Origin of the sequence: Pseudarthrobacter sp. NPDC059871 (assembly GCF_042731175.1) — a bacterium.
GTDB lineage: Bacteria > Actinomycetota > Actinomycetes > Actinomycetales > Micrococcaceae > Arthrobacter.
Window position 1 is genome coordinate 106,646 of record NZ_JBHWJV010000010.1, and the last position, 25,897, is coordinate 132,542.

Genomic DNA, 25,897 nt, shown 5'->3' on the forward strand with positions numbered 1-25,897 from the left:
GCCCAATTCACGTGGATGACTGAGGGGGACGCCGTGGATCCAGACGATAAAGGTCCAAAGAACGAGCCGGACAACCAACCGGGCAGCAACGCCGGCAACGGCCAGCCCGGCGACGGTGCCCTTTCCCCAGGTGGCGGCAGTACCCCCAAACCTCCCCCGTGGCAGGTGCCCAAGCCGGAGCTCCGCCCTGACCTCCTTAATGAACCCGTCACCCCGGTGGACCCGTTCGCCCGTGACCGGGAGAAGCAGCAGAACGAGGCAGCAGCCCGGAAGAAGCGCTCCCAGCGGCGCACCGTCGTCGTCGGCCTCGGCGTGACCGCCCTGCTCGCCGGCACCATCACCGCCGTCGTGGCGAGCAACCAGGACGATCCCGAATACGCCCAGGTGTGCTTCAACGACGAAACCGGCGAACGCGTAGAGGACGCCAGCTGCAACAGTTCGGCGGGACGCAGCGGCGGCATCTACGCCTGGTACTTCTACTCCCGTGGCGCCTCCGTCCCGGCCGTCGGGCAGAACCGGTCCACGGCACCGAACTACACACGGACCATGCCCAGCGGGGCGAAGGCCTCCACCGGCTACAGCAGCAAGGGCGGCACCGTCAGCCGCGGGGGCTTCGGCACCAGCGCCAAGAGCGGCACCAGCGGCGGCAAGAGTTCGGGGGGCTGAGCGTGAAGAGGTTGCTGTCAAACCCACGCCCGGGCTGGAAACAGAAGATTGAAGAACAGGGCCTGGTCTTCTCCACCACCACCATGGATGACGGCCGGAAGATCGAGTACTGGAACGAATCCGCCTACTACGAGTTCACCGAAAATGAGGTGGAACGGCTCGAGGAGACGGCCGAGGAGATGCACCGCATGTGCCTCGAAGCCGCCAAGTTCCTGGCCACCGGCGCCATGGGCCCTATAGGCATCGGACCGCAGGCCCTGGAGCTTGCCGCCGAATCGCTCCAGGCCGGCGACGTTGATGTCTACGGCCGGTTCGACTTCATCTACGACGGGCAGGGCGGCCCGGCCAAGATGCTCGAATACAACGCGGACACCCCCACCGGCCTGATCGAGGCGGCTGTGGCCCAGTGGTTCTGGCTCCAGGACGTGTTCCCGGAAAAGGACCAGTGGAATGGCATTCATGAAGCGCTGATCCGGCAGTGGAAGAAGTTCCAGTACCGCACCGGCATGTCCACCCTGCATGTGGCCCACTCCGAGGTGGAGGAATCCGGAGAGGACTGGATGACCGCCGCGTACATGCGGGACGCCGCCAGCCAGGCTGGCTGGACCACCATCGGCATCAACATGTCCGATATCGGCTGGGACCCCAACCTGAACAGGTTCGTGGACATGGACAACTTCATGATCAGCACCATCTTCAAGCTCTACCCGTGGGAGCTGATGATGAAGGAACCGTTCGGACCGCGTTTGCTGGAGCGTGCCCACAACCCGCGCTGGGTGGAACCGGCGTGGAAAATGCTGCTCTCCAACAAGGCGCTCCTTGCCGCGCTGTGGCACCTCTACCCCAACCACCCCAACCTGCTGCCGGCCTACCTGGACAACCCCGGTCCCCTGAAGGAATGGGTGGCCAAGCCGCTGCACGGCCGCGAGGGTGACAACATCAAGATCCATGCACCGGGAATCAACCTGGAACAGCCCGGCGGGTACGGCCGGGAAGGCTGGTGCTACCAGCAGTACCAGGAGCTGCCCGACTTTGACGGCAACCATCCGGTGCTGGGCCTGTGGGTGGTGGATGGCGAATCCGTGGGCTGCGGCATCAGGGAATCGGACGGGCCCATCACGGACTACTTCTGCCGCTTCGTACCGAACACCATCGACGCGCCCGCACCGCTGGGCGCCGGAACTTCCTCCAGCAAGGCAGGTATCACCCTATGAGCACAGACATGACGACGGCGGGAGGCCAGGGCGGTGCGCCCGGCACCACCGTCCAGGCCAAGGGGCTGCGCGCCGGCATCCTGGACCTCGGGGATTCCGTCATGCTCGGCCTCGCCTCCACGGCACCGGTGTACTCCCTGGCGGCGACGCTGGGCCTGATCGTGGCCGTCAACGGCAACTACACACCGTTCGTGCTGCTGCTCGGGTTCATCCCGGTCCTGTTCATCGCCTATGCCTTCCGGGAACTGAACAGCGCCATGCCGGACTGCGGCACCACCTTCACCTGGTCGCGGCGGGCCTTCGGTCCCTGGGCGGGCTGGATGGGTGGCTGGGGTGTGGCGCTCGCCGGAATCGTGGTGCTGGCGAACCTCGCCCAGGTAGCAGGGCAGTACCTCTGGCTGCTCATTGGTGACGGATCCGTGGCCCAGAACAAGCCGGTGGTCACCGGCACCGGCGTGCTCTTCATTGTGCTCATGACCCTCGTGAATTACCGGGGCATCCGGCTGGGCGAGCACGTCCAGCGGGTGCTGACGTACGTGCAGTACATTGCCCTGGGTATTTTTGCGCTGGCCATCGTGATCAGGATTGTGGGCGGCCCGCCGGAGGGGCAGGCGTTCGACTTCGAGTGGTTCAACCCGGTGGGCGCGTTCGCCGACCCCGGGGCCGTGGTCCATGGTGCCCTGTTGGCCCTGTTCATTTACTGGGGCTGGGACACCTGCCTGGCCCTGAATGAGGAAACCGAAAACCCGTCGAAGACCCCGGGCCGCGGCGCCGTTATCTCGGCGTTCGTGCTGGTGGCCATCTACGTCTCTGTTGCTTTGCTGGTGATGATGTACGCCACCGTTGGCAGCGACGGCATCGGCCTGGGCAACGAGGCCAACCAGGCCGACGTCTTCCTGGCCATGAAGGACGTGGTGCTGGGCCCCTGGGGCTGGCTGATCGTCGTCGCGGTCCTCGCCTCGGTGCTGTCCTCCACGCAGACCACCATCCTGCCCACGGCCCGCGGCACCCTCTCGATGGGGACGCACGGCGCGCTGCCGCCCAAGTTCGGCGAGGTACACCCGCGGAACCAGACGCCCGGCTTCTCCACCAAGGTGATGGGCGCCGCGGCCGCTGTCTACTACGTGGCCATGAGCTTCCTCAGCGAGAACCTGCTGGCCGATTCCATCAGCGCCATCAGCCTGTTCATCGCGTTCTACTACGCGCTCACCGGGTTCGCCTGCTTCTGGTACTTCCGGGGCACCCTCCGCGAATCGGCACGCAACCTGTGGTTCCGCGGCATCCTCCCGCTGCTGGGCGCGCTGCTCCTCACCGCGGCGTTCTTCATCTCAGCCGTACAGATGTGGGACCCGGCCTACGGCGATACGCAGATCTTCGGCGTCGGGGGTGCATTCGTCAGCGGCGTGGTGCTGCTGGCCCTGGGCGTGGTGCTCGCCGCCGTCTGCAGGTTCCTGCCCTCAACCCGCGGCTACTTCCTGGCGAAGCGATGACCCGCGACCCCGTGACAGCGGGTATGTCGGACATCCTGGACCTCGACGCCCTGCTCAGCGGGGAGGAACTGGCGCTGCGGCAACGAGTCAGGGACTTCACCGCGCAGCGCATCAGGCCGGACATCGCCCGGTGGTACGAGGAGGGCGTCTTTCCCGTGGAACTGGCGCAGGAACTCGGTGAGCTCGGCGTACTGGGCATGCACCTGGAGGGCTACGGCTGCCCGGGCCGCACCGCCGTCGACTACGGGCTGGCAGCCATGGAACTGGAGGCCGGCGACTCCGGGATCCGCACGTTCGTTTCGGTGCAGGGCTCGCTGGCGATGACCGCCATCCATACCTGGGGCTCCGAGGAACAAAAGCAGGAATGGCTGCCGCGGATGGCCGCTGGCGAGGTGATCGGCTGTTTTGCGCTGACCGAGCCGACGGCCGGTTCCGATCCGTCCTCCATGGCTACATACGCCACCAGGGATGGCAGTGGGGACGACGCCGGGTGGGTACTCAACGGTGCCAAACGCTGGATCGGGCTCGCGTCCGTGGCAGGTGTGATGGTGGTGTGGGCCAGGACGGAAGACGGTGTCCGCGGATTCCTGGTCCCCGCAGGCACCACCGGCGTCACGGCCACGCCCATCGGGCAGAAGCTGTCCATGCGCGCATCGATCCAGTGCGACATAGAGTTCGACGGCGTCCGGCTGGGGCCCCAGGCGCTGCTTCCCGGCGCGTTCGGCCTGCGCGGCCCGTTCACCTGCCTGAACGAGGCCCGGTACGGCATCGCCTGGGGCGCCATGGGTGCCGCCCGTGATTCCTACGAAGCGGCACTGGCCTATTCGCAGGACCGCCTGCAGTTCGGCAGGCCGCTGGCCGGCTACCAGCTCACGCAGGAGAAGCTGGTGGACATGCTGGTGGAAATCCAGAAGGGAACCCTGCTGGCACTGCACCTGGGCCGGCTCAAGGACGCCGGAACCATCCGGCCCGAGCAGATCTCACTGGGCAAGCTGAACAACGTCCGCGAGGCCATCAAGATCGCCCGCGAAGCCCGCACCATCCTGGGCGGCAACGGCATCACCCTGGATTATTCTCCGCTGCGCCACGCCGCCAACCTTGAGTCGGTGCGCACCTACGAGGGGACAGACGAGGTCCACACCCTCATCCTGGGCCAGCACATCACCGGACTGCCCGCCTTCCGCTGACCCTCCCCAGGCCCTACATTCCCCAACCAGGTAGCAGTAAGTGCCGTTTTGGGGGCTCAAAACGGCACTTGGCGCTACCTGGTTGGGGAGGGGAGTCGGGAAAGGAAACGGCGGGCCGGGCGGGATGCACCTACGCCGAGAAGCCGCCGTCGGCCTTGATCAGCTGGCCGGACACCCAGCGGCCCGCCGGCGACAGCAGGAACGCCACGGTCCCGGCCACGTCAGCAGGGGTTCCCAAGCGTCCCGTGGGCTGCCGGGCCACCACTGACTCCCGCACCTCGTCGGACATCCAGCCGGTGTCCACCGGGCCGGGATTGAGGACGTTCGCGGAAATGCCGAGGGGTCCCAGTTCGCGTGCAGCGGCGATCACTATCCGGTCCAGCGCCCCCTTGGACGCGCCGTAGGGAAGGTTGAAGGCTGTGTGGTCGCTGGTCAGCGCAACGATCGCGCCGCCGTCGTCTGTTGCCTGCCGTGCGAACGCGGCGATCAGCTGCCAGCTGGCCCGGGTGTTGACGGCGAAGTGCCGTTCGAAGGATTCGAGGCTGGTATCGAGGATGCCGGAGTCCACGGATTCGGCGTGGCTGAGCACGAGGCCCTGCAGGGGGCCGGCGAGCTCCACGGCCTCCGCAACCAGGCGCTCCGGCACTGCCGGATCCTGCAGGTCCGCTGACAGGACGTGGACTTGGGCGCCAATGGCTTCGAGCTCAGCGGTCAGCCGGACTTCATCTTCGGGATCACTCCCCCACGGCATCCGGCCGTCGTAGTTTTCCCAGCCTGCCAGCACCAGGTCCCAGCCGTCGGCCGCGAGCTGGCGCGCGATTCCGGCGCCGATGCCGGCCAGCCGGCCGGCGCCCGTCACCAGGGCTACGTTGCGGGCAGGGACCGGAGCCGTGGATTCCATGGGTCCCAGCCTAGCCGCGCCGGGCAGGGACCCCGTTCATGCCGCTGCGTGCTCCGCCCCGGCCTGCGCTTTCCCGGCGCCGCGGTGCTTCCGGATGGTGGCGCTGATGACGGCGGCGATGGTGCACATGGCAGCGGCACCCAGCCACGCGTAGGTGTAGTGCCCGGTGGCGTCCCGGAGCGCACCTGCGGCCAGCGCTGCGGCGGCGGCCCCCAGCTGGTGCGCGGCGAACACCCAGCCGAACACCACGCTGCCGTCCGCACCGAAGGTTTCGCGGCAGATGGCGGCCGTCGGCGGCACGGTGGCCACCCAGTCCAGGCCATAGATCACCACGAACACGATCATGCTGGGCTGGACCTCGGCGCTGAGCTGCAGCGGCAGCACCAGCAGGCCGATGCCGCGGAACTGGTAGTAGACGGCCAGCAGGATGCGCGGGTTGAACCGGTCCGTGAGCCACCCGGAGGCAATGGTTCCGAGGATGTCGAAGATCCCGACGACGGCCAGCAGCCCCGCGGCAGTGGTTTCCGGCATGCCGTGGTCGTGCGCAGAAGGGATGAAGTGGGTGCCGATCAGGCCGTTTGTGGTGGCGCCGCAGATCGCGAAGCCGGCGGCCAAGGCCCAGAACGTGCGCACCTTGCTGGCCCGGCGGAGCACCTGCAGGGCCCGGACGGCAGCGTTGGCGCGCGGACCGGCGTCGGCGGCAGGCCGGGCCGGAATTCCTGCCTGTGCCGGCACTGCTGAAGGTTCGGCGCCGTAGGGCAGGACGCCGGCTTCAGCAGGCGAGTTCTTGAGGAACTTCAGCACCAGCGGGACCACGGCCAGGGCCCCTGCGGCGATCAGCAGCGAGGCCTGCCGCCAGCCCGGGTCCTGCGCGAGCATGGCGATGAAGGGCAGGAAGACCAGCTGGCCCGCGGCGCTGCCGGCCGTCAGGATGCCGATCACCAGTCCGCGGCTCCTGGTGAACCAGGTGTTGGCGATGGTGGCGGCGAAGACCAGTGCCATGGAGCCGGTGCCCAGGCCGATCAGCAGGCCCCAGGTCAGCAGGATCTGCCAGGACTGGTTCACCAGGACGGTGAGGGCGCTGCCCATGCCGATCAGCACGAGTGCCGTGGCAGTCACCTCCCTGACGCCGAAGCGTTCCATCAGGGCCGCGGCGAACGGTGCCGTCAGGCCGAACAGGACCAGGTTGATGCTGACCGCCGCGGACAGGACGGTGGTACTCCAGCCGAATTCCTGCTGCAGCGGGACCATGAGGACGCCCGGGGCTGCCCGGAAGCCTGCTGCGCCCACCAGCGCGAGGAAGGCCACGGCCGCCACGATCCAGGCGGGGTGCAGCCGGCGGGGAGGACGCGCCTGCTCCGCGTGGTTGGGGCGTTCCGGGGCGTCAGCCGCCCGCTCGTCGGGGACGGCCGCTTCGTCGGGCAGGGTGCTCATGCTGCGGTTCCGTTGTGGCTGGCGGTGGCAAGGGCCAGGGGCGTGTCGGACCGTGTCTGGCTGTGCCAGCTGGTGTTGGCGGCGGTGAGCTGCTGGCCGCAGGAGGTGCAGGTATCGGCGGACGTGGTGCGCTGCCCGCAGTCCGAATGGATAACGAACATGTGGGCCTTTTCCGATGGCGCCGGCAGGTGCTTCTCCGACCAGATCGTCACGGCATTCAGGACCGGGAGTACGTCCTCGCCTTTTGCGGTGAGGACGTACTCCTGGCGGGTGCGGCCGCCGTCGTCGTAGGCCTGCTTCGCCAGCAGCCCGGCGTCGACCAAACCCGCAAGGCGCTTGGTGAGCACCGAGTCCGCCGCCTCCAGGCGGGCCTTCATGGCGTCGAAGCGGCCGTTGCCGAAGAAGACCTCGCGGAGGACCAGGATGGTCCAGGGGTCCCCCAGGACGTTCAGGCCGCGGGCCATGCTGCAGTTTCGGCGGGACCAGTCGGATCGAAGTGGCATGCCGGAAACCCTAGCTGACTTCTTTCAAGAAAGCCAGACCCTGTGCGTGCTTCAGGGGATTGCGGAGAAGGCCTGCTCCAGGTCGGCCACCAGGTCCTCTTTGTCCTCGATGCCGCAGGAAAGCCGCAGCAGGTTCACCGGCACGGCAAGCTCGGTGCCCTTGACCGAAGCGTGGGTCATTTCGGACGGGTAGTTCATCAACGATTCGATGCCGCCCAGGGACTCGGCCAGGGTGAACACCGAGGTGGATTCGGCCACCTTCCGGGCAGCCGCCTCGCCACCCTTGAACTGCACGGATACCATGCCGCCGAAGCTCCGCATCTGCTTGCTGGCCAGCTCGTGGCCGGGGTGCGACGGCAGGCCCGGGTACAGGACCGCTTCCACCTCGGGGCGTTCCAGCAGCCATTCGGCCACGGCCTGGCCGTTCTCGCTGTGCCGGTCCATCCGCACGCCCAGGGTCTTCAGGCCGCGGGTGGTGAGGAACGCGTCCATCGGCCCGGACACGGCACCGACGGCGAACTGCACGAAGCCGATCTTTTCCGCCAGTTCCGCGTCCTTGACCACGACGGCGCCGCCCACCACGTCGGAGTGGCCGCCGATGTACTTCGTGGTGGAGTGGACCACGACGTCGGCGCCCAGGGCGAGCGGGTTCTGCAGGTAGGGAGACGCGAAGGTGTTGTCGACCACCAGGAGGGCACCGGCGTCGTGCGCAATGTCCGCGAGCGCGGCGATGTCCGTGATCTTCATCAGGGGGTTGGACGGGGTTTCCACCCACACGAAGCGGGTCTTGTTCGCGGCGACGGCGCTGCGGACGGTGTCCAGGTTGGCCATGTCCACGGGGGTGTTGCCGATTCCCCAGTCGCCCAGCACACGGCTGATCAGCCGGTACGTGCCGCCGTAGGCATCGTTGCCAAGGACGATGTGGTCGCCTGGCCGGGTGAGGGCCCGGATCAGGGCGTCCTCAGCGGCCAGGCCTGAGCTGAAGCTGTAGGCGTGGGTTCCCAGCTCCAGTGCGGCCAGCTGTTCCTGCAGGGCGTCGCGGGTGGGGTTGCCGCCGCGGCCGTACTCGTAGCCGCTGCGAAGGTTGCCGATGCCGTCCTGCGCGTACGTGGAGCTGAAGTGCAGCGGCGGAACAACGGCGCCGGTGCGGGGCTCGAAGGCTTGGCCGGCGTGCACGGCGCGGGTGTTGAATCCTTGGTTTTCCTGCAGGGACATGGTGCTCCTTTCGAACGGTGGTTGAGCGTGCCGAAAACGTGTTTCGGCAAGCTCATCCACCGGGTATCAGTTGCTGAGGTACGCCAGAAGGTCGTGCCGGGTGAGGATGCCGATGGGGGCGCCCACGAACGTGACCATCACGGTGTCCACGTCGGAGAGCAGCTCGCGGGCCGCCGAGATGCTTTCCAGCGATCCGATGACGGGCAGCTTGGGGCCCATGTGTTCGGCGATCTTGTCCGTCAGTTTGGCTTCGCCGCGGAAGAGCTTGGCCGTCAGGGTGCGTTCGTCCACGGCACCGAGGACCTCGCCCATCACCACCGGGGGTTCCTGGGAGAGCACCGGGATGTGGCTGACGCCGAACTCGTTCATGATGTTGATGACGTCGCGGACCGACTCGTTGGGGTGGATGTGCACCAGGTCAGGCAGTTCACCGTTCTTGGACTTGATGACCTCGCCCACGGAGGTTTCCTCGCCGCCGGACAGGAAGCCGTAGGAGCGCATCCACTGGTCGTTGAAGATCTTGGCGAGGTAGCCGCGCCCGGAGTCGGGCAGGATCACGACGACGACGGCTGATTCGGGGAGGTCCTTCGCCGCCTGCAGGGCCGCCACCACGGCCATCCCCGACGAGCCGCCCACCAGCAGTCCCTCTTCGCGGGCCAGCCGACGGGTCATGGCGAAGGAGTCTGCGTCGGTGACGGCGATGACCTGGTCCGGGACGGACTTGTCATAGTTCGCCGGCCACATGTCCTCGCCCACGCCCTCGACGAAGTACGGCCGGCCGGTACCGCCCGAGTAGACCGAACCCGAGGGATCCGCCCCGATGATCCGGACCACGCCGCCGTCGGACTCGGGACGGTCCGCCGAAACCTCCTTGAGGTAGCGTCCGGTGCCCGTGATGGTGCCGCCGGTGCCCGCCCCGATGACCACATGGGTGACCTTGCCGTCGGTGTCCTGCCAGATCTCCGGACCGGTGGTCTTGTAGTGGCTGCCCGGCGCGGCCGGGTTGGAGAACTGGTCCGGCTTGTAGGCGCCCGGCGTTTCCCTGACCAGCCGGTCCGAGACGCCATAGTAGCTCTGCGGGCTGTCCGGGGGCACGGCGGTGGGCGTGACCACAACCTCGGCGCCGTACGCCTGCAGGACCGCCCGTTTGTCCTCGCCCACCTTGTCCGGGACGACGAAGATGCACTTGTAGCCCTTTTGCTGTGCCACAAGTGCCAGGCCCACTCCGGTGTTGCCGGAGGTGGGTTCGATGATGGTGCCGCCGGGCTGCAGCTTGCCTTCCCGTTCGGCGTCCTCAACCATCTGCGCCGCGATGCGGTCTTTGATGGACCCGCCGGGGTTCAGGTACTCAACTTTCACCAGGACGGTGGCCCTGATGCCCTCTGTCACGTGGTTGAGTTTGATGAGCGGGGTATTGCCGATGAGGTCCAGGATGGACTGGGCGTACTTCATAGGTATAAAGCTACCGCTTCCTGCACGCGCCACCCGGCCCGGGGTGCGACGATAAGTCGGTGAAGCAGTTCGCATGGGCCAAGGCTGCCCGCAGTTACCTGCTGCCCGGTGCCGCGCTTGCGGCAGGCCTGGCAGCCCTGGCCACCGGCATCCTTCCTCTTCCGGCGTTCAATGAACTGGCCGGACGGACGGTGCCTATCCTGGGCTTTGTCCTGGCCATGTCCCTGGTCACCGAACTGGTGGACGAGGCCGGCCTCTTCCGGGCCGTGACGGGAAGGCTCGCAGCCCTGGGCCGGGGCCGGGTGTTTACCCTGTGGCTGCTGGTGATCGCGCTGGCCACCGTGTCCACGGTATTCCTGTCCCTGGACACCACCGCGGTACTGGTGACGCCGGTGGTGGTCCTCCTTGCCATGCACGCCGGAATTCCGCCGCTGCCATTCGCCCTGACCAGCATCTGGCTGGCCAATACGGCCTCGCTGCTGCTGCCCGTGTCCAACCTGACCAACCTGCTGGCCCAGGAGCGGCTGGGGCTGAGCCCGGTTCAGTTTGCCGGGCTGGTGTGGGCACCGGCAGTAGTGGGTTTGCTGGTCCCCCTCGTCCTGCTGTGGCTGGCGTTCCGGCGCGACCTCCGCGGGCAATACCGGCCACGGCCCGTCCGCCCGGCCCGGGACAGGCCCCTGCTGGCGATAGCCGCGGCCACGCTGCTGGTCCTGCTGCCGGCCCTGGTATCCGGCCTCCCGGTCCAGTACCCCGCCCTTGCCGCAGCGGCTTTCCTGACAGCTGTGTTCGTCTGGCGCCGGCCGGCGGCCTTGAAGTGGTCCATGGTGCCGTGGCGGCCCCTGATGCTGACAGCAGGGCTGTTCATGCTGATGGAAGCCCTGCATGCCAACGGCCTGACCGCCCTGCTCGACGGCGTTGCAGGTTCCGGCGAGGACTTGCCCGCCCTGCTCCAGTTGGCCGGGGTGGGGGCGGGCGCGGCGAACGTGGCCAACAACCTGCCGGCCTACCTCGCCCTGGAACCCGTGGCGGACTCCCCCGCCCGGCTGGCCGCGCTCCTGATCGGGGTTAACCTTGGGCCGCTGGTCAGCCCATGGGCATCCCTGGCCACGCTGCTGTGGCACGAGCGGCTCCGCGTACTGAACGTCCCCGTCAGGTGGGGCGGCTTCGCGCTGGCCGGGCTCGTGGCGGTGCTGCTGACGGTCCCCCTTGCCGTCCTGGCACTGTGGTCCGTCTCAGGGATGCACTAATTCGTCCGTTGCCCCGCACAGTGACTGCATGGGCGACGGTCAGGCGGCAAACATCTGCCAGAGAATGATGGCGGGCAGAATGGCCTGCCCGATCCCGCTAAGCCAGAGCCTTGGTTCACTGATGACCAGAACAGCACCGAGGATTGCATGGGCGATGCACATCATGGCCACGATGGTCCGGCCTGTCGCGACGTCCCCGGAGTTGGCAATGATCACCCCGGCAATCCCGAACAGGCCCCACACAATGTTGTAGAACCCTACGTTTACCGTCCACAGCCGAACCGCTCCGGTGTCTTCAGGCTTGATCAGGAAGATTGGGTAGAGCCGCGGATTTTTGTACGCGAAGGCTTCCAGCAGGCCCACCGAAACGAGGGTCAGCCCCGTGATAATTGCCAGCACCTGGATCAGTGTGCTCATACGGAGCCCTCCTGACTCGGCGGCGGGCTGCTAGGTGCCGTCCGCCGTTGCCTGGCCGGCCCCGCCGGGTTCGCCGGCTTCATTGGCGGGAAGGTTCTCCCACAGCCCCAGCACGTTGCCTTCGGTGTCCTTGAAATAGGCGAAGTGGCCCATGCCCGGGATGGTTTCTTTGGCCCGCACCACCGCTCCACCCAGCGATTCGACGGCCTTGAGGGTGGCATCGATATCCGGTACGTCCACGGTGATGACGGGCGAGGCCAGGTCCGCCTCCCGGTCCATCATGCCGCCATTGATCGCTCCGGGTTCCGTGGGCCGGCCCGAGGAATCCATCGGCGTGGTGGTCACGTTGGTGTAGTAATCCATTCCCGGCACCGGTTCCAGGGTCCAGCCCAGGGCCTGCCGGTAGAACTCTGCTGCCCGTCCGCGGTCGTCCGCGGGGATTTCGAAATGCACTACTCCGCCCATGGCGTTTTCCTGCCTTCCCGGCCGGGCGCGGCGTCTCCGCGCCTCACGCTGGATTTTAGTCCCGCCCGTCTCCGCTGATAAGGGCCCGCCATGTCGCAGGGCCGTGGGACGATTAAGGCATGACCATCGCAGCAGCACCTCCCCGGCTTGCCGCCGGCGCGGACGTGTCCCTGTGCTGGTACCCGGAGGGCTCCTACAGCCTGGCCCGCACCCTTGGGCCGCTGCTGCGCGGCCACAGCGACCCGTCCTTCAGCGTCCAGGGAGATGTCATCTGGAACGCGTTCACGACGCCGGACGGTCCGGCCACGCTGCGGCTCAGCCCGGTGGGAGGTACTGCTGCCGGAGCGCACGACGACGTCCCCCGGGTCCCTGCCCGGGTGGACGTCCAGGCGTGGGGACCGGGCGCCGAACTGGCGGCACGGGCTGCTCCGCGGCTGATGGGCGCAGATGACGACTGGTCCGGTTTCGATGAACCGGAATTCCACGCCACGCTGCCCCGGATGGTCCGCGAAGCCCGGCGGCGGAGCCACGCGCTGCGGCTCCCGGCCAGCGGCCGGATGGTGGACCAGCTGGTGCCCATCATCCTGGAGCAGAAGGTCACTGTCATCGAGGCCCGGCGGGGGTACCGGTACCTGGTGCAGCGGTACGGAACGCCTGCCCCGCCGGCCGGCACGTCAACACCCAAGGGTCTGCTGGTTCCGCCCACGGCCACGCAGTGGCTGCAGGTTCCCAGCTGGGAGTGGCACAAGGCGGGCGTGGGACCCCAGCGTTCGGCCACGGTCATGCGGGCCCTGCGCTCCGCAGTCGCGCTTGAACGGCTGGCCGGGCTGCCGGCGGCCGAGGCCGGGATGAAGATGCAGACCATCCCGGGCATCGGAATCTGGACGGCGGCTGAAGTAGTGCAACGGACACACGGCTGCCCGGATTCCATCGCCGTGGGTGACTACCACCTCGCGGCCTATGTGGGGGCGGCCCTGACCGGACGCCGGACCGATGACGCCGGGATGCTCCGCCTGCTCGAGCCCTGGAACGGGCAGCGGCAGCGGGTAGTACGGATGATCCAAAGCACCGGCTTCCGCAAGCCGACCTTTGGCCCCCGGATGACCATCCAGGACCACCGCGGGCACTAGCCACCGGACTGAACGCGTAAGGCGGCCCGCAGGTGGGTAAGGTTTCCGGATGGATGCGGCAACGAATGCGACCCCCGGTACCAACGAGCCCGAAGAGGACAGCCATGTCCAGCTTCAACTGGCCATCTTCAATGTCACCCGGGATGCGGAGGGCAACGATCTGGAGGAGATCAAGGAGATGCTCCGGGCAGAATTTGCCCGCCGCGGCGTCCAGTCCCCGCCGGCCACCTGGCTGGACTCGGTGGCGTCCGCCGCGTTCTACGGGAAGCCGTATATCGTGGACCTCCCCTCCGCGCTGGCCGCCGATCATGTCGTGCCCGCCCCCACCGAGGAGGTGAGGGAACAGCTTGAACTGCGGCGGGAACTGCGGAACGAAAAGCTGCCCCCGGGTATCCTCCCCGCCGCGTCCGAATGGAAGCTGTCGCCGGACGAGGTGACCGCGGCTGAACCCGCCCCACCGCCGGGCGGGCGTCCCGCCCACAGCACGGAACGGAGCGCCGCCGGCCTCCGTCCGCTGCTCGTGGCAGCCGCGCTCGCCGCCGCCGGCGTCCTGGCGTTTGCCGCCGCGCGGGCCTCCCGCCGAGGCGGCCGCCGGACCAGGTAGGTCGCCTCAGGCAACGGCAGGGCTGCGCCGCAGGAACGAAGGAAAGGTTACAGGCCCAGCCGGGCCACCGCTTCCTGCCGCATCTCCACCTTGCGGATCTTCCCCGAGACCGTCATGGGAAAGCTGCCGCGGATCTCGACGTAGCGGGGTACCTTGTAGTGGGCCAGCTGCCCGCGGCAGAAGTCGGCCACGGCCGCAGCGTCCAGCCGTTCGGCGCCGGGCTTGAGGATGATGCAGGCCATCAGTTCCTCACCGTACTTGTCGTCCGGCACCCCGATCACCTGGACGTCCTGGACCGCCGGGTGGGTGTAGAGGAACTCCTCGATTTCACGGGGGTAGATGTTCTCCCCGCCGCGGATCACCATGTCCTTGATCCGGCCCTCCACCAGCACGTAGCCGTCGGCGTCCATCCGCGCGAGGTCTCCGGTGTGCATCCAGCCCTCGGCGTCGATGGCCTCCGCGGTCCTGTCCGGCTGGTTCCAGTACCCTTCCATCACCGCGTAGCCGCGCGTGCAGAGTTCGCCTATCTCCCCGTGCTCCACCACGGCGCCGGACGCGGGGTCCACGATCTTGCTCTCCAGGTGCGGCATGGTCCGGCCCACCGTTTCGGTCCGGTGCTGCAGGGTGTCACCCTTGCGCGTCATGGTGGACACCGGCGACGTCTCGGTCATGCCGTAGCAGATGGCCACGTCCGTCATGTTCATGTCCGCGATGACGTGGTTCATCACCTCGATGGGGCACAGCGACCCGGCCATCACCCCGGTGCGCAGCGTGGAGAGGTCGTACGAGGCGAAGTCCGGCAGGGCGAGCTCGGCGATGAACATGGTGGGCACCCCGTACAGGGACGTGCCGCCGAAATCCTGAACCGCCTCCAGCGCCGCGGCCGGCGAGAACCCGCGGCCGGGGATGATGGTGGCGGCGCCGTGGCTCAGGGCGTTGAGGTTGCCGATCACCATCCCGAAGCAGTGGTAGAACGGCACCGGGATCACCACACGGTCGTGCTCGGTGTAGCCCAGCAGTTCCCCGATAGCGAAGCCGTTGTTCAGGATGTTGTGGTGCGTGAGGGTGGCGCCCTTGGGGAAACCCGTGGTGCCGGACGTGTACTGCAGGTTGATGGGATCGTGCGGATCCAGTTCCGCCATACGCGCCTTCAGGGCGGAGTGCCCGACGGCGTCAGCCCGCTTGAGCAGCTCTGCGTACGTCTGCTCCGCGTCGCTGAGCGGGGACACGGCGTCGTCCACGTCCCCGCCCGGAACCGGCAGGAACACCAGTTCCCGCAGCTCCGGGCAGACGGCGAGCGCCTGCCGCGCCATGCCCACGTAATCGCTGTTGGTGTCCGACGGCGCGGTCACGAGGGTCCGCATCCCGTTCTGCTTCACCACGAATTCAAGCTCGTGGCTGCGGTACGCGGGGTTCACGTTGACCAGGATGGCTCCCACCTTTGCGGTGGCGTACTGCAGCAGCGTCCACTCGGCGCAATTGGGGCTCCAGATGCCCACCCGCTCCCCCTTGGCCACGCCCAGGGTGAGGAGCGCGCGGGCCAGCCGGTCGACGTCGTCGTTCATCTTGCTGTAGCTCCAGCGGCGCGCGTCGGCGCCGGGCACCGGCGCCGCCTCGATCAGGGCGTCGTGGTACGGGAACCTGGCGGCCACCCGCTCGAAGTTCGCACCAATGGTCTCCTCGAGCAGCGGAACGTCAGTGTCCCCGGCTGTGTATGCACGCATGCAGGCACGCTACCAACAGGGAGGCGGCAATGACAGCATCCCTGTCGCATGTCCGCCGCAACACGGCGGGAAGCGGCGCCGGCGCCCGGTATTGTGAAATCCATGAGTGCACCGATCGACCTGCAGGCAACGTTCATCCCCAACGAGGGCGAGTTCTTCCGCGTGAAGCTGGCCCTGGAAATCGCCATCGACGAGGTGGTGAACGAGCCTGGCTGCATCCGTTACGAACTGACGGAAGCCACGGAGGAAAAGCTGGTCCTGACCGAACAGTGGGCCTCCGAGGAGGACCTGGCCAAGCATTCGAAGGGGACCGCGGTGCAGGACCTCAACGAATCGCTGAGCGCCCTGCTGGCCGAGCCCGCCACGGTGGAACGCCTCTAGCGGGCCCTTGAAACCAAAAGAGCGGGACCTCCCTGGGGAGGTCCCGCTCTTCGTTTAAGGATTTTTTACAGGTCCGGGATCTGCGAGCCGTCCTGGGGACCTGAGGGCTTGGCCGCGGCTGAAGCCTCTTCACGCTGCTTGGCCACGTGGGCGTGGACTTCCTCCATGTCCAGGGCCTTCACGGCGTCCACCACCTGTTCCAGCTGCTGGGCGTTCAGCGCGCCGGGCTGGGAGAACACCAGCACCTTTTCGCGGAAGGCCATCAGGGTGGGGATGGAGGAAATGCCTGCCTCCGCGGCGAGCTGCTGCTCGGCTTCGGTGTCCACCTTGGTGAAGAGGACGTCCGGGTGTTTCTCGGAAACTGCCGAGTACGTGGGCCCGAACTGCTTGCACGGACCGCACCATTCTGCCCAGAAGTCGACCAGGACAATGTCGTTGCCTTCGATCGTCGATGCGAACTGTTCACCTGTGATGTCAAGGGTTGCCATGGAATAACGGTACGCGGGATGCCGCCGCGGTGCGTGGCTGTTCGCTGCACGCGTCATCGGGAATAACCCGGCCCTGCACATGTACACCGCCGCTCCGGGGGCTTACCCTGTGGTCATCAGCCCCGCAGCGGCACCCGGGAGGGCAGCATGGACATCGCGGTCTCCGCGCATTCCCTGACCAAGAGCTTTGGCCGCCGCGAAGTCCTGCACGGCGTCGACTTTGAGGTGCAGGCCGGCAGTGTTTTCGGTGTGATCGGCCCCAACGGCGCGGGCAAGACCACCACCATGCGCTGCCTCCTGGACATCATCCGCCCCAACGGCGGTGAGGTGCGGGTCCTGGGCCAGGACCCCCGGGCGGGCGGGCCGGACCTGCGCCGCCGCATCGGCTACCTCCCCGGCGAGCTCTTCCTCGAAGGCCGGGTGACGGGGCGGAAGCTGCTGGCCCACTATGAAGCGGTCAGCGGACCGGTGCCGCCCGGCAGGATTGATGAACTCGCGGAGCGGCTGGACCTCGACCTGGACCGGCACACCCGCAAGCTGTCCAAGGGCAACAAGCAAAAACTCGGCCTGGTGCAGGCCTTCATGCACCAGCCGGAACTGCTGGTGCTGGACGAACCCACCAGCGGGCTGGACCCCCTGATCCAGCAGGAGTTCCACGCCATGCTGCGCGAGGCCCGCCACAACGGGCAGACCGTGTTCCTCAGCTCCCACGTCCTCAGCGAGATCCAGCAGACCGCTGACACGGTGGCCATCCTCCGCGACGGCCGCATCATCGCCGTCGAATCCGTCACGGGGCTGCGGGAGAGCGCAGTGCGGCACCTCCGCTTCACGGCCTCCCACACAGCGGCGCCCGACGCCGTAGCGCTGCTCACGGCCGTGCCAGGCATCGGGAACATCGAGGTGCTGGAGTCCAACGGCGGGGTCACCCTGTCCGCGGTCCTCGAGGGCGCCATCCAGCCGCTGCTCCATGCGCTGGGACGGCTTGAGCTGACCGACCTTGTGCTGGAGGAGCCCGACCTTGAGGAGTCCGTGCTGAAGATGTACGCCACACCACGGAAGGAAAGCCGGTGAGCCATCCCGCGGGTACCAGGCTTCCGCTCTTTCGGCGGGCCTTCTTCGATTCGTGGCGCTCCACCCTGGCCTGGGCAGCCGGGCTCGCTGCGGCGGCGTTCCTGTACCTCCCGCTGTACCCCTCCATCGGCGGCAGCGACCAGATGCAGGACATGATCAACGCCCTGCCGGCGGAGATGACCCGCGCCCTGAATTACGATCAGATCGCTTCCGGCCCCGGCTACACGCAGGCAACTTTGTTCGGGCTGATCGGCTTCCTCCTCATGAGCATCGCCACCGTGGCCTGGGGCGCAGCTGCCGTGGGCGGCGATGAGGAGTCAGGACAGCTTGAACTGACGCTGGCCCACGGCGTGCGGCGGGTGCAGGTAGTCCTGGAACGCGCACTGGCGCTGCTGTTGCGGGTGCTGGTGCTGTCCGCCCTGGCCTTCGTCATCGTCGCCCTGCTGAACGGCCCCTCGCAGCTGGACATCGATCCCGCCAACCTCTTCGGCGCCGTGGTGCTGTTCGCCGGGCTTGGCCTGCTCACGGGAACCTCGGCACTGTTCGTCGGCGCAGCGACCGGACGCCGCACCTACGGGCTCGCGGCAGGAGCGGCGGTGGCGGTGCTCGGCTACGTGTTCAACGCCGTCGGCAGGCAAAGCCCGGACGTGGAGTGGCTGCTCAGGGTCAGCCCCTACCACTGGGCCTACGGCAACTCCCCCATGGTCAATGGGGCCGACTGGGTTGCTGCCGGGTGGCTCTGGGGCATCTCCGCGGCACTGGTGGTGCTGGCCGCCGTCGCCCTTGAGCAGCGCGACGTCGGCGCGTAGCCGGCGCCGTTGGTTCAGAACCCATTGCGGGCTGGCGCTGGGACCAGGCATTTAGGCCAGGCGTGCGGAGCCGGCGTTACGGCCAGGCGTGCGGAGCCGGCGTGCGGCTTCCGGGCAACTGGCTGGATTCGCGCCATTCGTGGATCCACTCGGGCAGCACCAGGTCCGCGGGCGGCTGGCCGAACTCGCGGAGGATCTCCTCCTGGCTGACCGGACCGGACCTGCCCACCAGCCGGGTGGCGATATAGGCACGCGCGTAAATCTCGCCGTCGGCCACCATCCGCTGCTCGAAGAAGATGGCCTTGGTGTCCAGCCCGATGATGCGGGTTTCGATGCTGTAGTGCTGCCAGAGCTGCAACGACTTCCGGAAGGCAATGGTCTCAGCCGCCACCACGGGACTCCAGCCACGCCGCCTCATCCGCGTCCACACGCCGCTGCGCACCATCAGGTCGAACCTGCCCAGGTCCATGAGGGACAGGTACATGCCGTTGTTGACGTGCATGGCGATGTCGATATCCGTGGGCAGGACCCGCAGCGGCAGTGAAGCACTGTCCCAAACGGTGAGCGGACGGCGGCGGGCTGAACGGAACAGCAGGAGCAGGGTCCTCAGGAGAAGGTGCATGACTCGATGTTACCCGCTGGTAACTTTGCCGGGCAGGCCAGTGAGGAGGTCCCCCACGCCGGCCGTGCACGTAGGATTTCCAGCATGACGCACCAACGCTACCGGGACCTGGCGGAATGGCCGCTGATGGGCACTGCGCTCATCTTCCTGGCAGCGTACGCGTGGCAGGTGATCGGCCGTCTTGAAGGCAGCGGCGCGAGCTGGCTGGAAGCGGTCATGTGGGCCACCTGGATAGTGTTTGCCGTCGACTATGCGGCCAACCTGTGGCTGGCACCCCGCCGGTGGGACTGGTTCGTCCGGAACCTCCACGAACTCCTCATTGTCGCCCTTCCGTTCTTCCGGCCGCTGCGCCTGCTCCGGCTGGTCACGCTGCTGTCCGTGCTCCACCGGACCGTGGGCGAGACCTTGCGGGGACGCGTAGTTACTTACGTGGCCGGTTCCGCAGGAATGCTCATCTTCGTAGGTGCGCTCGCCGTCCTGGATGTGGAGCAGTCCGCACCGGACGCGAAGATTGTCACCTTCGGCGACGCGCTCTGGTGGGCCATCACCACCATCACCACCGTGGGCTACGGCGACCTCTACCCGGTGACCCCGATCGGCCGGATGGTGGCGGCAGCGCTGATGATGAGCGGAATTGCGGTACTCGGCGTGGTCACCGCGTCGATTGCTTCGTGGCTGGTGCAGCGGGTGGAGGACACGGCGGAGTCAGTGGCCGAGGCCGTCGAGGAACCCGTCCGCGCCGAGGTTGCGGAGCTGGTGGCCGAGATCTCCGCACTCCGCCGCGAGATCGCTGAGCTGAAGGAAAACCGGACCCTCTGAGCGGTGCCCGCAGGTATGTGGCGGCCGGTTCCTGAGTACGCGGGCCGGCGGCGGCCAAGTAGCGGGCTGGAAAAGTCGGGTAATTCCTACTGATGCCGGGCTGTTCCCCGGCTTCCTAGACTCGGGATTCCTAGGACAGCACCACGCACCGGCGGTTCCCCGGGTTTGCTCCCCGGGCCCTCCGCCGCCATAAGGAGCCCCCCGCATTTTCTGGGTATGCGGCCGGCCTCATCGCACGCACCGCGCGGCCCCCGCTATGGGCAGCTACGGCGCGTCAGATCTTAATTCTTCCTGCCGAAGCCGGCTTTTTGTGCCCGGCGGCGGGAGCGCACCCGGATGGGCCACCATGAACCAGCCATACGTCACTACCGATCCCAGCAGCAGAAGCTTCGCCACCGACGAACCCCGCGACACCATCACGCCCGGCCGCCCGGCTATCAGCAACAGGCTTTGGGCCGGGATGGCAACTGCGGCAGTAGTGGCGGCCGTGGGGGTGGGAGCCTTGGCAGGCCCGTCCACCCCGATCACCAGTTCGCCGAACCAAGGCACGACGACGGCCGGCCAGGTAGCCAATGCCGCACCTGCAGCGCAACCCGCCGCTGCCGGGGACGCGCCGGCGGCTTCTACCGAACAGGTTGCCGCGGATCCGGCGCCGGCACCCCCGGCCGGGGCTGCCGCCGCACCCGCCGCCGCGGCACCCGATCCGGTCCCCGCGCCGGCTCCTGAGCCAGTACCCGCACCTGCACCGGCACCCGCAGCTGATTCCAACCGGTACACAGTGGTGGCGGGCGATACCGTCGGCGCCATTGCCGGCAGGTACGGCGTCGACATGGACACCATGCTGGCCGCCAACGGGCTGGGTACCTACAGCATCATCGTCCCCGGGCAGGTCCTCGTGTTGACCGGTCCCGCGGTGGCTGTGCCCGCGGCAGCTCCCGAGGCCATCCCTGCAGCAGCACCGGCACCCGTCGCCGCTGCACCGGCACCCGCACCCGTGGCCGCACCCGCTGCACCGGCTGCCCCCGCCGTACGCACCATCTATGTTGCCGGCGCCGGCGGGCAGTCAATGGTGGATGCCTGCATCGGCCCCATCCACTACACCCCGAACGACGGCTACTCGCTCTTCATCACCGAGCACGACTTCTGCGGCGGCTGGGCCCGGTTCTCCGGGATCGGCGTCGGCGAGACGGTGAGCATCCCCGGCTACGGGACGTACAAGGTGACGGGACGGGGCCAGGTCCCCAACCCCGGTACCACCAATGACATCATCGCCGTTTTCGGCGGCTTCCCCCGCGCCATCCTACAGACCTGCATTCCGGGGACCAGCCAGATGCTGGTGATCGCGCTCAACTGACGGACCGTCAGGCCCACCCGAACCCGGTTTCTCAGAAGCTTGTCCGCGGATCCGAACCTTGAAGGTAGGGATCCGCGGACAAGGCCATGACATGGTGCGCCGGCTACACCCCGTGGCGCTCCGAAATGTGTTCCACCAGTTCGCCTACGCGGTGTTCAGAATAGTTGCGGGCAATGTCACCCTGGCTGATGATGCCGACTAGTTTATGGTCGGCGATCACGGGGAGCCTGCGGATCTGGTGCTTTTCCATCATGTCGATGGCGGCATCCACGTTGGCGTCGGCGTCGATCCAGTGCGGCGTGCCGGAGGCGAGCTCGCGGGCCATCACCTGCCCCGGGTCCCGGCCGGCGGCGACGCACTTGAGCACGATGTCGCGGTCGGTGATCATGCCTTTCAGCTTGCCGTCGTCTCCACAGATGGGCAGCGAGCCGCAGTCCATGTCACGCATTGTCCGGGCAGCTTCCACGAGGGACTCATTTTCCTTGATACATCGCGCATCAGTGGTCATGAATTCGCGTACAGCACTCATTGAATCCTCCTTCATCGATGGAATATCGACGCAGGGCATCGGGGCACGTGCGCCGATGGTGCCAGATTACGCCCGGTCCCACACGGATGTCGACGGCGGTCTGACACGGCGGATCAGGCCGGAGCTGACGCGGGAGAAGGTGTTCCGGGGAACGAAAAAACCTCCGGAACCTGTTGGTTCCGGAGGCTTCTCCTTGGGTGGCAGATGAGGGATTCGAACCCCCGTAGGCGTTGCCAGCTGATTTACAGTCAGCCCCCTTTGGCCGCTCGGGTAATCTGCCGAACTTCATAAGAAGACCCTGATTGCAGTCTGAGAAACTTCCCTTTTCTGTTTCCAGTCCGGTCCGTTCCGCTTCCTGTAACCGCGGGCAAGACAACTTTACAGAACTTCCGCCCAAGAATCGAATCGGGTGGCCGGACGCCCCGGAAAGCCCGGAACGGCGCGGAAAACGGGGGCGCTTCAGGCCTCGCCCGCGATCCTCCCGGCCAGCCTGGCCTCAAACCTGATGGCCTGCTCCTCGGTGATCTGGTTCAGCTGCACGGCCCGCAAAAGGTCCTCACTGACTCCTGCCATGCGCGAGGATGCGTCTGCCACCGGACTGAAGACGATGGACGCCGCAACAGCGGCTGCCGCCACGGACGTTGCTGCCGTTGCCACTGCTCCTGCGGCCGCCGAAGTGGTCCGGGTGACGTAACTGACGGCTTTGCGGTGCATGGCGGTTCCCTTCGCGACTTTCCAACACGTACAACTGTTCCCGCCCCGCCTTCGTTCCCTCCGGGTGTCCGCTGAGAGGGAACTGTGAATCTTCGGCCCCCCGGTGGGAAGCAACCGTACTAGTCTGGAATGCAGAGAATAGTGCCCTGTCCGCGGACGGGGCTCCAGCCGGAATAAGGAGAGTCATGGCAGGCGAGTCAACGTTCGACGTCGTAAGCAAAGTGGACAAGCAGGAAGTGGCCAACGCCCTGAACCAGGCCCAGAAGGAACTGGCCCAGCGCTACGACTTCAAGGGCGTGGGGGCCGAGGTGGACTTCAGCGGTGAAAAGATCCTCATGAAGGCCAACTCGGAAGAGCGCGTCCTTGCCGTGCTGGATGTCCTCCAGTCCAAGCTGATCCGCCGCGGCATCTCGCTGAAGTCCCTGGACACCGGTGAGCCCTACCCCTCGGGCAAGGAGTTCCGCCTGGAGTCCACCATCAAGGAGGGCATCGCGCAGGACCTCGCCAAGAAGATCAACAAGATCATCCGCGACGAAGCGCCCAAGTCCGTCAAGTCCCAGATCCAGGGCGACGAGCTGCGCGTGACGTCCAAGTCCCGCGACGATCTTCAGGCCACCATGGCGCTGCTGAAGGACTTCGATGAAGCCGACCTACAGTTCGTGAACTTCCGCAGCTGACCGTCCGGCTACTGCAGCGGCCGGCCGGCCATGCGTTCCAGCCGGGCGATCCGGTCCCGCATGGGCGGGTGGGTGGCGAACAGCTTGTTCATGGCCCCGCCGCGGAAGGGGTTGGCGATCATCAGGTGGGAGGCGTTGACCAGCCGCTGGTCCGGCGGCAGCGGAACCATGGTGACGCCCCGCTCGATCTTGGCCAGGGCTGAGGCGAGCGCCAGCGGATCTCCCGTGAGCTGCGAACCGTCCTCGTCGGCGTCGTACTCCCTGGTGCGGGAGATGGCCATCTGGATCAGCGACGCCGCAAAGGGCGCCAGCAGGGCCATGGCGATCATGGCCAGCGGGTTGCTGTTGCGCCGGTCGCCGCCGCCGAAGAAGAGCAGCATCTGCCCCACCGACGTGATGACGCCGGCGACGGCGGCCGCCACCGATGAGGTGAGGATGTCGCGGTTGTAGACATGCATGAGTTCGTGGCCCAGGACGCCGCGGAGTTCGCGGGCGTCCAGGAGCTGGAGGATGCCTTTGGTGCAGCAGACGGCGGCGTTCTGCGGATTCCGGCCGGTGGCGAAGGCGTTGGGGTTCATGGTGGGCGAGACGTAGATCCGCGGCATGGGCTGGTTGGCCCGGACGGAAAGTTCCCGCACTATCTGGTACAGCTGCGGCGCTTGGGCTTCGGAGACCTCGAAGGCCTGCATGGAACGGATGGCGATCTTGTCGCTGTTCCAGTAGCCGTAGAACGTGGTGCCGACGCCCACGAGCGCCATGATCCAGATGGGCGCCGAGCTGCGCGTCCCCGCCCCGATCAGTGCGCCCAGGGCAAGCAGGACCGCCCAGAGCACGCCGAACAGCGCCGCGGTCTTGAGCCCGTTGTGATGTTTGTGCACGATTCCTCCTTACTAAGGGAACGGATCGCTACGGAGCCGGGTTCCGCGAGTCGTAGCGGCGGAAACCCGGCTGCAGCTTCGCCGCGGTCCAGGCCCCCGCGATGCAGAGCAGGCCTCCGAAAAGCAGCACCCAGCCCTCATTGAGGATCTTAGTTGCGCCGCCGGCCAGGAGGTCTCCAACCCGCGGCCCGCCAGCCACCACCACGATGAACACACCCTGCAGCCGGCCGCGCAGGTGGTCCGGCGTGGCGGCCTGGAGGATGGTGTTGCGGAAGACGCTGCTGACCGAATCTGCCACGCCCGCCAGCACGCAGCACAGCGCCGCGGGCAGCAGCCACGGGGTGGCCGTTTCGCCGTCCGCCCTGCCCGCGAGGAGCACCACCAGGCCGAATCCTGCGATGGACGCGCCCCAGCCCATCACGGAGAAAACCACCGCGGTTCCCTGGGCGCGTACGGTGCCCAGCGGCCCGGAGAACAGGCCGGCGAGGAAGGCCCCGACGGCGGTGCACGCGAGCAGGATGCCCACTGTCTTCTCGCCGCCGCCGATCATCAGCGCGGCGACGGCTGGGAGCAGGGCGCGCGGCTGGGCCAGGATCATGGCTACGAGGTCAATCACGAAGGTCATCCGGAGGTTGGGCCGGGTTCCCAGGAAGCGGAATCCTTCGACGACCGACCTGATGCCCGGTTTGCTGCGGGCTCCTGCGGGGCCAGGGGCGGGAGCCGGTACACGGCCCAGAGGACGAAGGCGAAGCTCGCGAAGTCGATGGTATACGTCCACCCGAAGCGGATCCAGGCCACCAGGACGCCCGCCAGCAGCGGGCCGGCGGTCATGGCGAGGCCGAACACCAGCATGCTGAGGGCGTTGGCGGCAGGCAGGAGTTCCTTGCGGATGAGCATGGGGATGATGGCGCTCCGGGCAGGCTGGTTGATGGCCTGCGCACCGCTCTGCAGCGCCACCAGCAAATAGAGCACCCAGACGTTCCCCACGTGGAGCCAGGACTGGAGTGCGATGAGGCCTGTGGTCAGCCACAGCACCGTGGTGGCCAGCAGCGCCACCTTGCGCCGGTCATGCGAGTCCGCGATGGCTCCGCCCAGCAGGCCGCCGATCACCAGGGGAACCAATGCGAAGATGCCCAACAGTCCCACGTAGAAGCTGTCCTGGGTCAGCCTGTAGACCTCAAGGCTCACCGCCACGAGGGTGAGTTGGCTGCCGACGGCAGAGACCGCCGAACCCAGCCAGAGCCGGCGGAACTCCGGGCTTTCGCGCAGCGGTGTGATGTCGGCCAGCAGTTTCCCCACCCTGCCACAGTAGTGGGCCGCCCCTGGCCCGGCCGGCAAAGCCGCAGGTCCGCCACGCTTTGAGGTAAGCCACGCCTTATTGTGAGATAGTCAGAATAAGTGGTCTAATGGGTTTCATGACGGAACACTTTGACGGCCAGGACGCTTGGGCTGCAGCCCTGCGTGCCCACGGCCGCAGGGTGACCAAGCAGCGGCTCGCTGTACTCGCCGCCGTCGAAAGCCACCCCCACTCCCCCGCCGAAAGCATCCTGGCTGCAGCCCGCGCCGAGCTTCCGGAACTGACGGCACAGTCCGTCTACGTGGTACTCGGAGACCTGACGGACCTGCACATGCTCCGCCGGTTCGAGCCTCCCCACTCCCCCGCGCTCTATGAAACGCGGGTGGACGACAACCACCACCACGCCATCTGCATCAGCTGCGGACGCGTGGAGGATGTGGACTGCGCAGTCGGCCACGCTCCCTGCCTCACCCCCCACTGGAATCCGGACGCCAAGCCGATGACCATCCAGATCGCCGACGTCATGTACCAAGGCATCTGCCAGGACTGCCAGCAGTCCCAGAAACAAACTTTCAATCCTCCCCTACAGATAAACGAGAAATAGGAGAA

The 25,897-nt window shown here is 67.2% G+C and carries 27 protein-coding genes, 1 tRNA gene and 1 pseudogene; 14 read left to right on the forward strand and 15 right to left on the reverse strand.

The window, feature by feature from the left end; all coding sequences use genetic code 11:
* Window positions 1-15 precede the first annotated feature (15 nt).
* The 4 genes from ACFV4R_RS14490 to ACFV4R_RS14505 are packed head-to-tail and all read left to right on the forward strand — an operon-like array spanning window position 16 to window position 4,557.
* Window positions 16-666 carry a Tat pathway signal protein gene (locus ACFV4R_RS14490; RefSeq protein ID WP_377203087.1) on the forward strand — a complete coding sequence of 217 codons (651 nt, stop codon included), beginning with the start codon at window positions 16-18 and terminating at the stop codon, window positions 664-666.
* 2 nt (window positions 667-668) lie between these two features.
* Window positions 669-1,880, forward strand: a complete 1,212-nt coding sequence (locus tag ACFV4R_RS14495) for a glutathionylspermidine synthase family protein (RefSeq protein ID WP_377203088.1) — start codon at window positions 669-671, stop codon at window positions 1,878-1,880.
* Entirely contained in the window at window positions 1,877-3,370 is a 1,494-nt protein-coding gene (locus tag ACFV4R_RS14500) for an APC family permease (RefSeq protein ID WP_377203089.1), read from the forward strand. The genes ACFV4R_RS14495 and ACFV4R_RS14500 overlap by 4 nt, the downstream gene beginning before the upstream one ends.
* Window positions 3,367-4,557: an acyl-CoA dehydrogenase family protein gene (locus tag ACFV4R_RS14505; RefSeq protein ID WP_377203090.1), complete on the forward strand. Its 1,191-nt coding sequence runs from the start codon at window positions 3,367-3,369 to the stop codon at window positions 4,555-4,557. The genes ACFV4R_RS14500 and ACFV4R_RS14505 overlap by 4 nt, the downstream gene beginning before the upstream one ends.
* Window positions 4,558-4,687: 130 nt before the next feature.
* Here ACFV4R_RS14505 and ACFV4R_RS14510 read toward each other — a convergent pair whose 3' ends face one another.
* The 5 genes from ACFV4R_RS14510 to ACFV4R_RS14530 all read right to left on the reverse strand — a co-directional run bounded on the left by ACFV4R_RS14510 (window position 4,688) and on the right by ACFV4R_RS14530 (window position 10,062).
* Window positions 4,688-5,458, reverse strand: a complete 771-nt coding sequence (locus ACFV4R_RS14510; RefSeq protein WP_377203091.1) for an SDR family oxidoreductase — start codon at window positions 5,456-5,458, stop codon at window positions 4,688-4,690.
* Between the two features lie 36 nt (window positions 5,459-5,494).
* Window positions 5,495-6,892, reverse strand: coding sequence for an MFS transporter (locus ACFV4R_RS14515; RefSeq protein WP_377203092.1), 1,398 nt, complete (start codon window positions 6,890-6,892; stop codon window positions 5,495-5,497).
* Complete coding sequence (locus tag ACFV4R_RS14520; protein ID WP_377203093.1) at window positions 6,889-7,395, reverse strand: winged helix-turn-helix transcriptional regulator; 507 nt, start codon at window positions 7,393-7,395, stop codon at window positions 6,889-6,891. Before ACFV4R_RS14520 ends, ACFV4R_RS14515 begins: the two co-directional genes overlap by 4 nt.
* Before the next feature lie 51 nt (window positions 7,396-7,446).
* Window positions 7,447-8,610: a cystathionine gamma-synthase gene (locus tag ACFV4R_RS14525; protein WP_377203094.1), complete on the reverse strand. Its 1,164-nt coding sequence runs from the start codon at window positions 8,608-8,610 to the stop codon at window positions 7,447-7,449.
* Window positions 8,611-8,676: 66 nt separating this feature from the next.
* On the reverse strand, window positions 8,677-10,062 hold the full coding sequence (locus ACFV4R_RS14530; RefSeq protein WP_377203095.1) for a cystathionine beta-synthase: 1,386 nt from the start codon (window positions 10,060-10,062) through the stop codon (window positions 8,677-8,679).
* 59 nt (window positions 10,063-10,121) lie between these two features.
* Between ACFV4R_RS14530 and ACFV4R_RS14535 the strand changes: the two genes are divergently transcribed.
* Entirely contained in the window at window positions 10,122-11,309 is a 1,188-nt protein-coding gene (locus tag ACFV4R_RS14535) for an SLC13 family permease (protein ID WP_377203096.1), read from the forward strand.
* Window positions 11,310-11,348: 39 nt separating this feature from the next.
* Here the strand turns inward: ACFV4R_RS14535 and ACFV4R_RS14540 are convergent, their stop codons facing one another.
* Both ACFV4R_RS14540 and ACFV4R_RS14545 read right to left on the reverse strand, forming a co-directional pair.
* A complete protein-coding gene (locus ACFV4R_RS14540; RefSeq protein WP_377203097.1) occupies window positions 11,349-11,726 on the reverse strand; it encodes a DUF1304 family protein in 378 nt (125 codons plus the stop codon).
* Between the two features lie 30 nt (window positions 11,727-11,756).
* Window positions 11,757-12,191 (reverse strand): VOC family protein, encoded by a 435-nt coding sequence (locus ACFV4R_RS14545; RefSeq protein WP_377203098.1) that lies wholly within the window; start codon window positions 12,189-12,191, stop codon window positions 11,757-11,759.
* 119 nt (window positions 12,192-12,310) lie between these two features.
* Here ACFV4R_RS14545 and ACFV4R_RS14550 point away from each other — a divergent pair, with 119 nt between their 5' ends.
* Together ACFV4R_RS14550 and ACFV4R_RS14555 are read left to right on the forward strand one after the other, a co-directional pair.
* Window positions 12,311-13,321, forward strand: a complete 1,011-nt coding sequence (locus ACFV4R_RS14550) for a DNA-3-methyladenine glycosylase family protein (RefSeq protein ID WP_377203099.1) — start codon at window positions 12,311-12,313, stop codon at window positions 13,319-13,321.
* Window positions 13,322-13,370: 49 nt separating this feature from the next.
* Window positions 13,371-13,925 (forward strand): hypothetical protein, encoded by a 555-nt coding sequence (locus ACFV4R_RS14555; RefSeq protein ID WP_377203100.1) that lies wholly within the window; start codon window positions 13,371-13,373, stop codon window positions 13,923-13,925.
* 47 nt (window positions 13,926-13,972) lie between these two features.
* Here ACFV4R_RS14555 and ACFV4R_RS14560 read toward each other — a convergent pair whose 3' ends face one another.
* On the reverse strand, window positions 13,973-15,649 hold the full coding sequence (locus ACFV4R_RS14560) for an AMP-binding protein (protein WP_377203101.1): 1,677 nt from the start codon (window positions 15,647-15,649) through the stop codon (window positions 13,973-13,975).
* Window positions 15,650-15,751: 102 nt separating this feature from the next.
* Between ACFV4R_RS14560 and ACFV4R_RS14565 the strand changes: the two genes are divergently transcribed.
* Complete coding sequence (locus ACFV4R_RS14565; RefSeq protein WP_377203102.1) at window positions 15,752-16,030, forward strand: putative quinol monooxygenase; 279 nt, start codon at window positions 15,752-15,754, stop codon at window positions 16,028-16,030.
* 65 nt (window positions 16,031-16,095) lie between these two features.
* On the opposite strand, the gene ACFV4R_RS14570 is transcribed toward ACFV4R_RS14565, so the two are convergent.
* Window positions 16,096-16,518 (reverse strand): co-chaperone YbbN, encoded by a 423-nt coding sequence (locus tag ACFV4R_RS14570; protein ID WP_015937931.1) that lies wholly within the window; start codon window positions 16,516-16,518, stop codon window positions 16,096-16,098.
* Between the two features lie 147 nt (window positions 16,519-16,665).
* Between ACFV4R_RS14570 and ACFV4R_RS14575 the strand changes: the two genes are divergently transcribed.
* Window positions 16,666-17,589 (forward strand): ABC transporter ATP-binding protein, encoded by a 924-nt coding sequence (locus ACFV4R_RS14575; RefSeq protein ID WP_377203103.1) that lies wholly within the window; start codon window positions 16,666-16,668, stop codon window positions 17,587-17,589.
* Window positions 17,586-18,398 carry an ABC transporter permease subunit gene (locus ACFV4R_RS14580; protein ID WP_377203104.1) on the forward strand — a complete coding sequence of 271 codons (813 nt, stop codon included), beginning with the start codon at window positions 17,586-17,588 and terminating at the stop codon, window positions 18,396-18,398. Before ACFV4R_RS14575 ends, ACFV4R_RS14580 begins: the two co-directional genes overlap by 4 nt.
* A gap of 76 nt (window positions 18,399-18,474) precedes the next feature.
* On the opposite strand, the gene ACFV4R_RS14585 is transcribed toward ACFV4R_RS14580, so the two are convergent.
* Window positions 18,475-19,020 carry an acyl-CoA thioesterase gene (locus tag ACFV4R_RS14585; RefSeq protein WP_377203105.1) on the reverse strand — a complete coding sequence of 182 codons (546 nt, stop codon included), beginning with the start codon at window positions 19,018-19,020 and terminating at the stop codon, window positions 18,475-18,477.
* Window positions 19,021-19,104: 84 nt separating this feature from the next.
* Between ACFV4R_RS14585 and ACFV4R_RS14590 the strand changes: the two genes are divergently transcribed.
* Window positions 19,105-19,839 carry a potassium channel family protein gene (locus tag ACFV4R_RS14590; protein ID WP_377203106.1) on the forward strand — a complete coding sequence of 245 codons (735 nt, stop codon included), beginning with the start codon at window positions 19,105-19,107 and terminating at the stop codon, window positions 19,837-19,839.
* Window positions 19,840-20,185: 346 nt separating this feature from the next.
* Complete coding sequence (locus ACFV4R_RS14595; protein WP_377203107.1) at window positions 20,186-21,193, forward strand: LysM peptidoglycan-binding domain-containing protein; 1,008 nt, start codon at window positions 20,186-20,188, stop codon at window positions 21,191-21,193.
* A 103-nt stretch (window positions 21,194-21,296) separates the two neighbouring features.
* Here the strand turns inward: ACFV4R_RS14595 and ACFV4R_RS14600 are convergent, their stop codons facing one another.
* From ACFV4R_RS14600 to ACFV4R_RS14610, 3 genes are all read right to left on the reverse strand, one after another.
* A complete protein-coding gene (locus tag ACFV4R_RS14600; protein ID WP_045729515.1) occupies window positions 21,297-21,722 on the reverse strand; it encodes a CBS domain-containing protein in 426 nt (141 codons plus the stop codon).
* A 198-nt stretch (window positions 21,723-21,920) separates the two neighbouring features.
* Window positions 21,921-22,002: transfer RNA gene (locus ACFV4R_RS14605), tRNA-Tyr, on the reverse strand.
* Between the two features lie 179 nt (window positions 22,003-22,181).
* Window positions 22,182-22,436 (reverse strand): hypothetical protein, encoded by a 255-nt coding sequence (locus ACFV4R_RS14610; protein ID WP_377203108.1) that lies wholly within the window; start codon window positions 22,434-22,436, stop codon window positions 22,182-22,184.
* A 185-nt stretch (window positions 22,437-22,621) separates the two neighbouring features.
* Here ACFV4R_RS14610 and ACFV4R_RS14615 point away from each other — a divergent pair, with 185 nt between their 5' ends.
* Window positions 22,622-23,113, forward strand: a complete 492-nt coding sequence (locus tag ACFV4R_RS14615; protein WP_056075583.1) for a YajQ family cyclic di-GMP-binding protein — start codon at window positions 22,622-22,624, stop codon at window positions 23,111-23,113.
* An 8-nt stretch (window positions 23,114-23,121) separates the two neighbouring features.
* Here the strand turns inward: ACFV4R_RS14615 and htpX are convergent, their stop codons facing one another.
* Together htpX and ACFV4R_RS14625 are read right to left on the reverse strand one after the other, a co-directional pair.
* Window positions 23,122-23,991 (reverse strand): zinc metalloprotease HtpX, encoded by an 870-nt coding sequence (gene htpX / locus ACFV4R_RS14620; protein ID WP_377203109.1) that lies wholly within the window; start codon window positions 23,989-23,991, stop codon window positions 23,122-23,124.
* Window positions 23,992-24,019: 28 nt separating this feature from the next.
* Window positions 24,020-25,290: pseudogene (locus tag ACFV4R_RS14625) on the reverse strand (MFS transporter).
* A gap of 116 nt (window positions 25,291-25,406) precedes the next feature.
* Between ACFV4R_RS14625 and ACFV4R_RS14630 the strand changes: the two are divergent.
* Window positions 25,407-25,892 carry a Fur family transcriptional regulator gene (locus ACFV4R_RS14630; protein WP_377203110.1) on the forward strand — a complete coding sequence of 162 codons (486 nt, stop codon included), beginning with the start codon at window positions 25,407-25,409 and terminating at the stop codon, window positions 25,890-25,892.
* Window positions 25,893-25,897 lie beyond the last annotated feature (5 nt).

What these genes read in the sequence shown, in the direction of transcription:
- ACFV4R_RS14490 (WP_377203087.1), top strand. Translation starts at nt 16, where the DNA reads ATGACTGAGGGGGACGCCGTGGATCCAGACGATAAAGGTCCAAAGAAC.
- ACFV4R_RS14500 (WP_377203089.1), top strand. Translation starts at nt 1,877, where the DNA reads ATGAGCACAGACATGACGACGGCGGGAGGCCAGGGCGGTGCGCCCGGC.
- ACFV4R_RS14505 (WP_377203090.1), top strand. Translation starts at nt 3,367, where the DNA reads ATGACCCGCGACCCCGTGACAGCGGGTATGTCGGACATCCTGGACCTC.
- ACFV4R_RS14510 (WP_377203091.1), bottom strand. Translation starts at nt 5,458, where the DNA reads ATGGAATCCACGGCTCCGGTCCCTGCCCGCAACGTAGCCCTGGTGACG.
- ACFV4R_RS14515 (WP_377203092.1), bottom strand. Translation starts at nt 6,892, where the DNA reads ATGAGCACCCTGCCCGACGAAGCGGCCGTCCCCGACGAGCGGGCGGCT.
- ACFV4R_RS14520 (WP_377203093.1), bottom strand. Translation starts at nt 7,395, where the DNA reads ATGCCACTTCGATCCGACTGGTCCCGCCGAAACTGCAGCATGGCCCGC.
- ACFV4R_RS14525 (WP_377203094.1), bottom strand. Translation starts at nt 8,610, where the DNA reads ATGTCCCTGCAGGAAAACCAAGGATTCAACACCCGCGCCGTGCACGCC.
- ACFV4R_RS14530 (WP_377203095.1), bottom strand. Translation starts at nt 10,062, where the DNA reads ATGAAGTACGCCCAGTCCATCCTGGACCTCATCGGCAATACCCCGCTC.
- ACFV4R_RS14540 (WP_377203097.1), bottom strand. Translation starts at nt 11,726, where the DNA reads ATGAGCACACTGATCCAGGTGCTGGCAATTATCACGGGGCTGACCCTC.
- ACFV4R_RS14545 (WP_377203098.1), bottom strand. Translation starts at nt 12,191, where the DNA reads ATGGGCGGAGTAGTGCATTTCGAAATCCCCGCGGACGACCGCGGACGG.
- ACFV4R_RS14550 (WP_377203099.1), top strand. Translation starts at nt 12,311, where the DNA reads ATGACCATCGCAGCAGCACCTCCCCGGCTTGCCGCCGGCGCGGACGTG.
- ACFV4R_RS14555 (WP_377203100.1), top strand. Translation starts at nt 13,371, where the DNA reads ATGGATGCGGCAACGAATGCGACCCCCGGTACCAACGAGCCCGAAGAG.
- ACFV4R_RS14560 (WP_377203101.1), bottom strand. Translation starts at nt 15,649, where the DNA reads ATGCGTGCATACACAGCCGGGGACACTGACGTTCCGCTGCTCGAGGAG.
- ACFV4R_RS14565 (WP_377203102.1), top strand. Translation starts at nt 15,752, where the DNA reads ATGAGTGCACCGATCGACCTGCAGGCAACGTTCATCCCCAACGAGGGC.
- ACFV4R_RS14570 (WP_015937931.1), bottom strand. Translation starts at nt 16,518, where the DNA reads ATGGCAACCCTTGACATCACAGGTGAACAGTTCGCATCGACGATCGAA.
- ACFV4R_RS14575 (WP_377203103.1), top strand. Translation starts at nt 16,666, where the DNA reads ATGGACATCGCGGTCTCCGCGCATTCCCTGACCAAGAGCTTTGGCCGC.
- ACFV4R_RS14585 (WP_377203105.1), bottom strand. Translation starts at nt 19,020, where the DNA reads ATGCACCTTCTCCTGAGGACCCTGCTCCTGCTGTTCCGTTCAGCCCGC.
- ACFV4R_RS14590 (WP_377203106.1), top strand. Translation starts at nt 19,105, where the DNA reads ATGACGCACCAACGCTACCGGGACCTGGCGGAATGGCCGCTGATGGGC.
- ACFV4R_RS14595 (WP_377203107.1), top strand. Translation starts at nt 20,186, where the DNA reads ATGAACCAGCCATACGTCACTACCGATCCCAGCAGCAGAAGCTTCGCC.
- ACFV4R_RS14600 (WP_045729515.1), bottom strand. Translation starts at nt 21,722, where the DNA reads ATGAGTGCTGTACGCGAATTCATGACCACTGATGCGCGATGTATCAAG.
- ACFV4R_RS14610 (WP_377203108.1), bottom strand. Translation starts at nt 22,436, where the DNA reads ATGCACCGCAAAGCCGTCAGTTACGTCACCCGGACCACTTCGGCGGCC.
- ACFV4R_RS14615 (WP_056075583.1), top strand. Translation starts at nt 22,622, where the DNA reads ATGGCAGGCGAGTCAACGTTCGACGTCGTAAGCAAAGTGGACAAGCAG.
- ACFV4R_RS14630 (WP_377203110.1), top strand. Translation starts at nt 25,407, where the DNA reads ATGACGGAACACTTTGACGGCCAGGACGCTTGGGCTGCAGCCCTGCGT.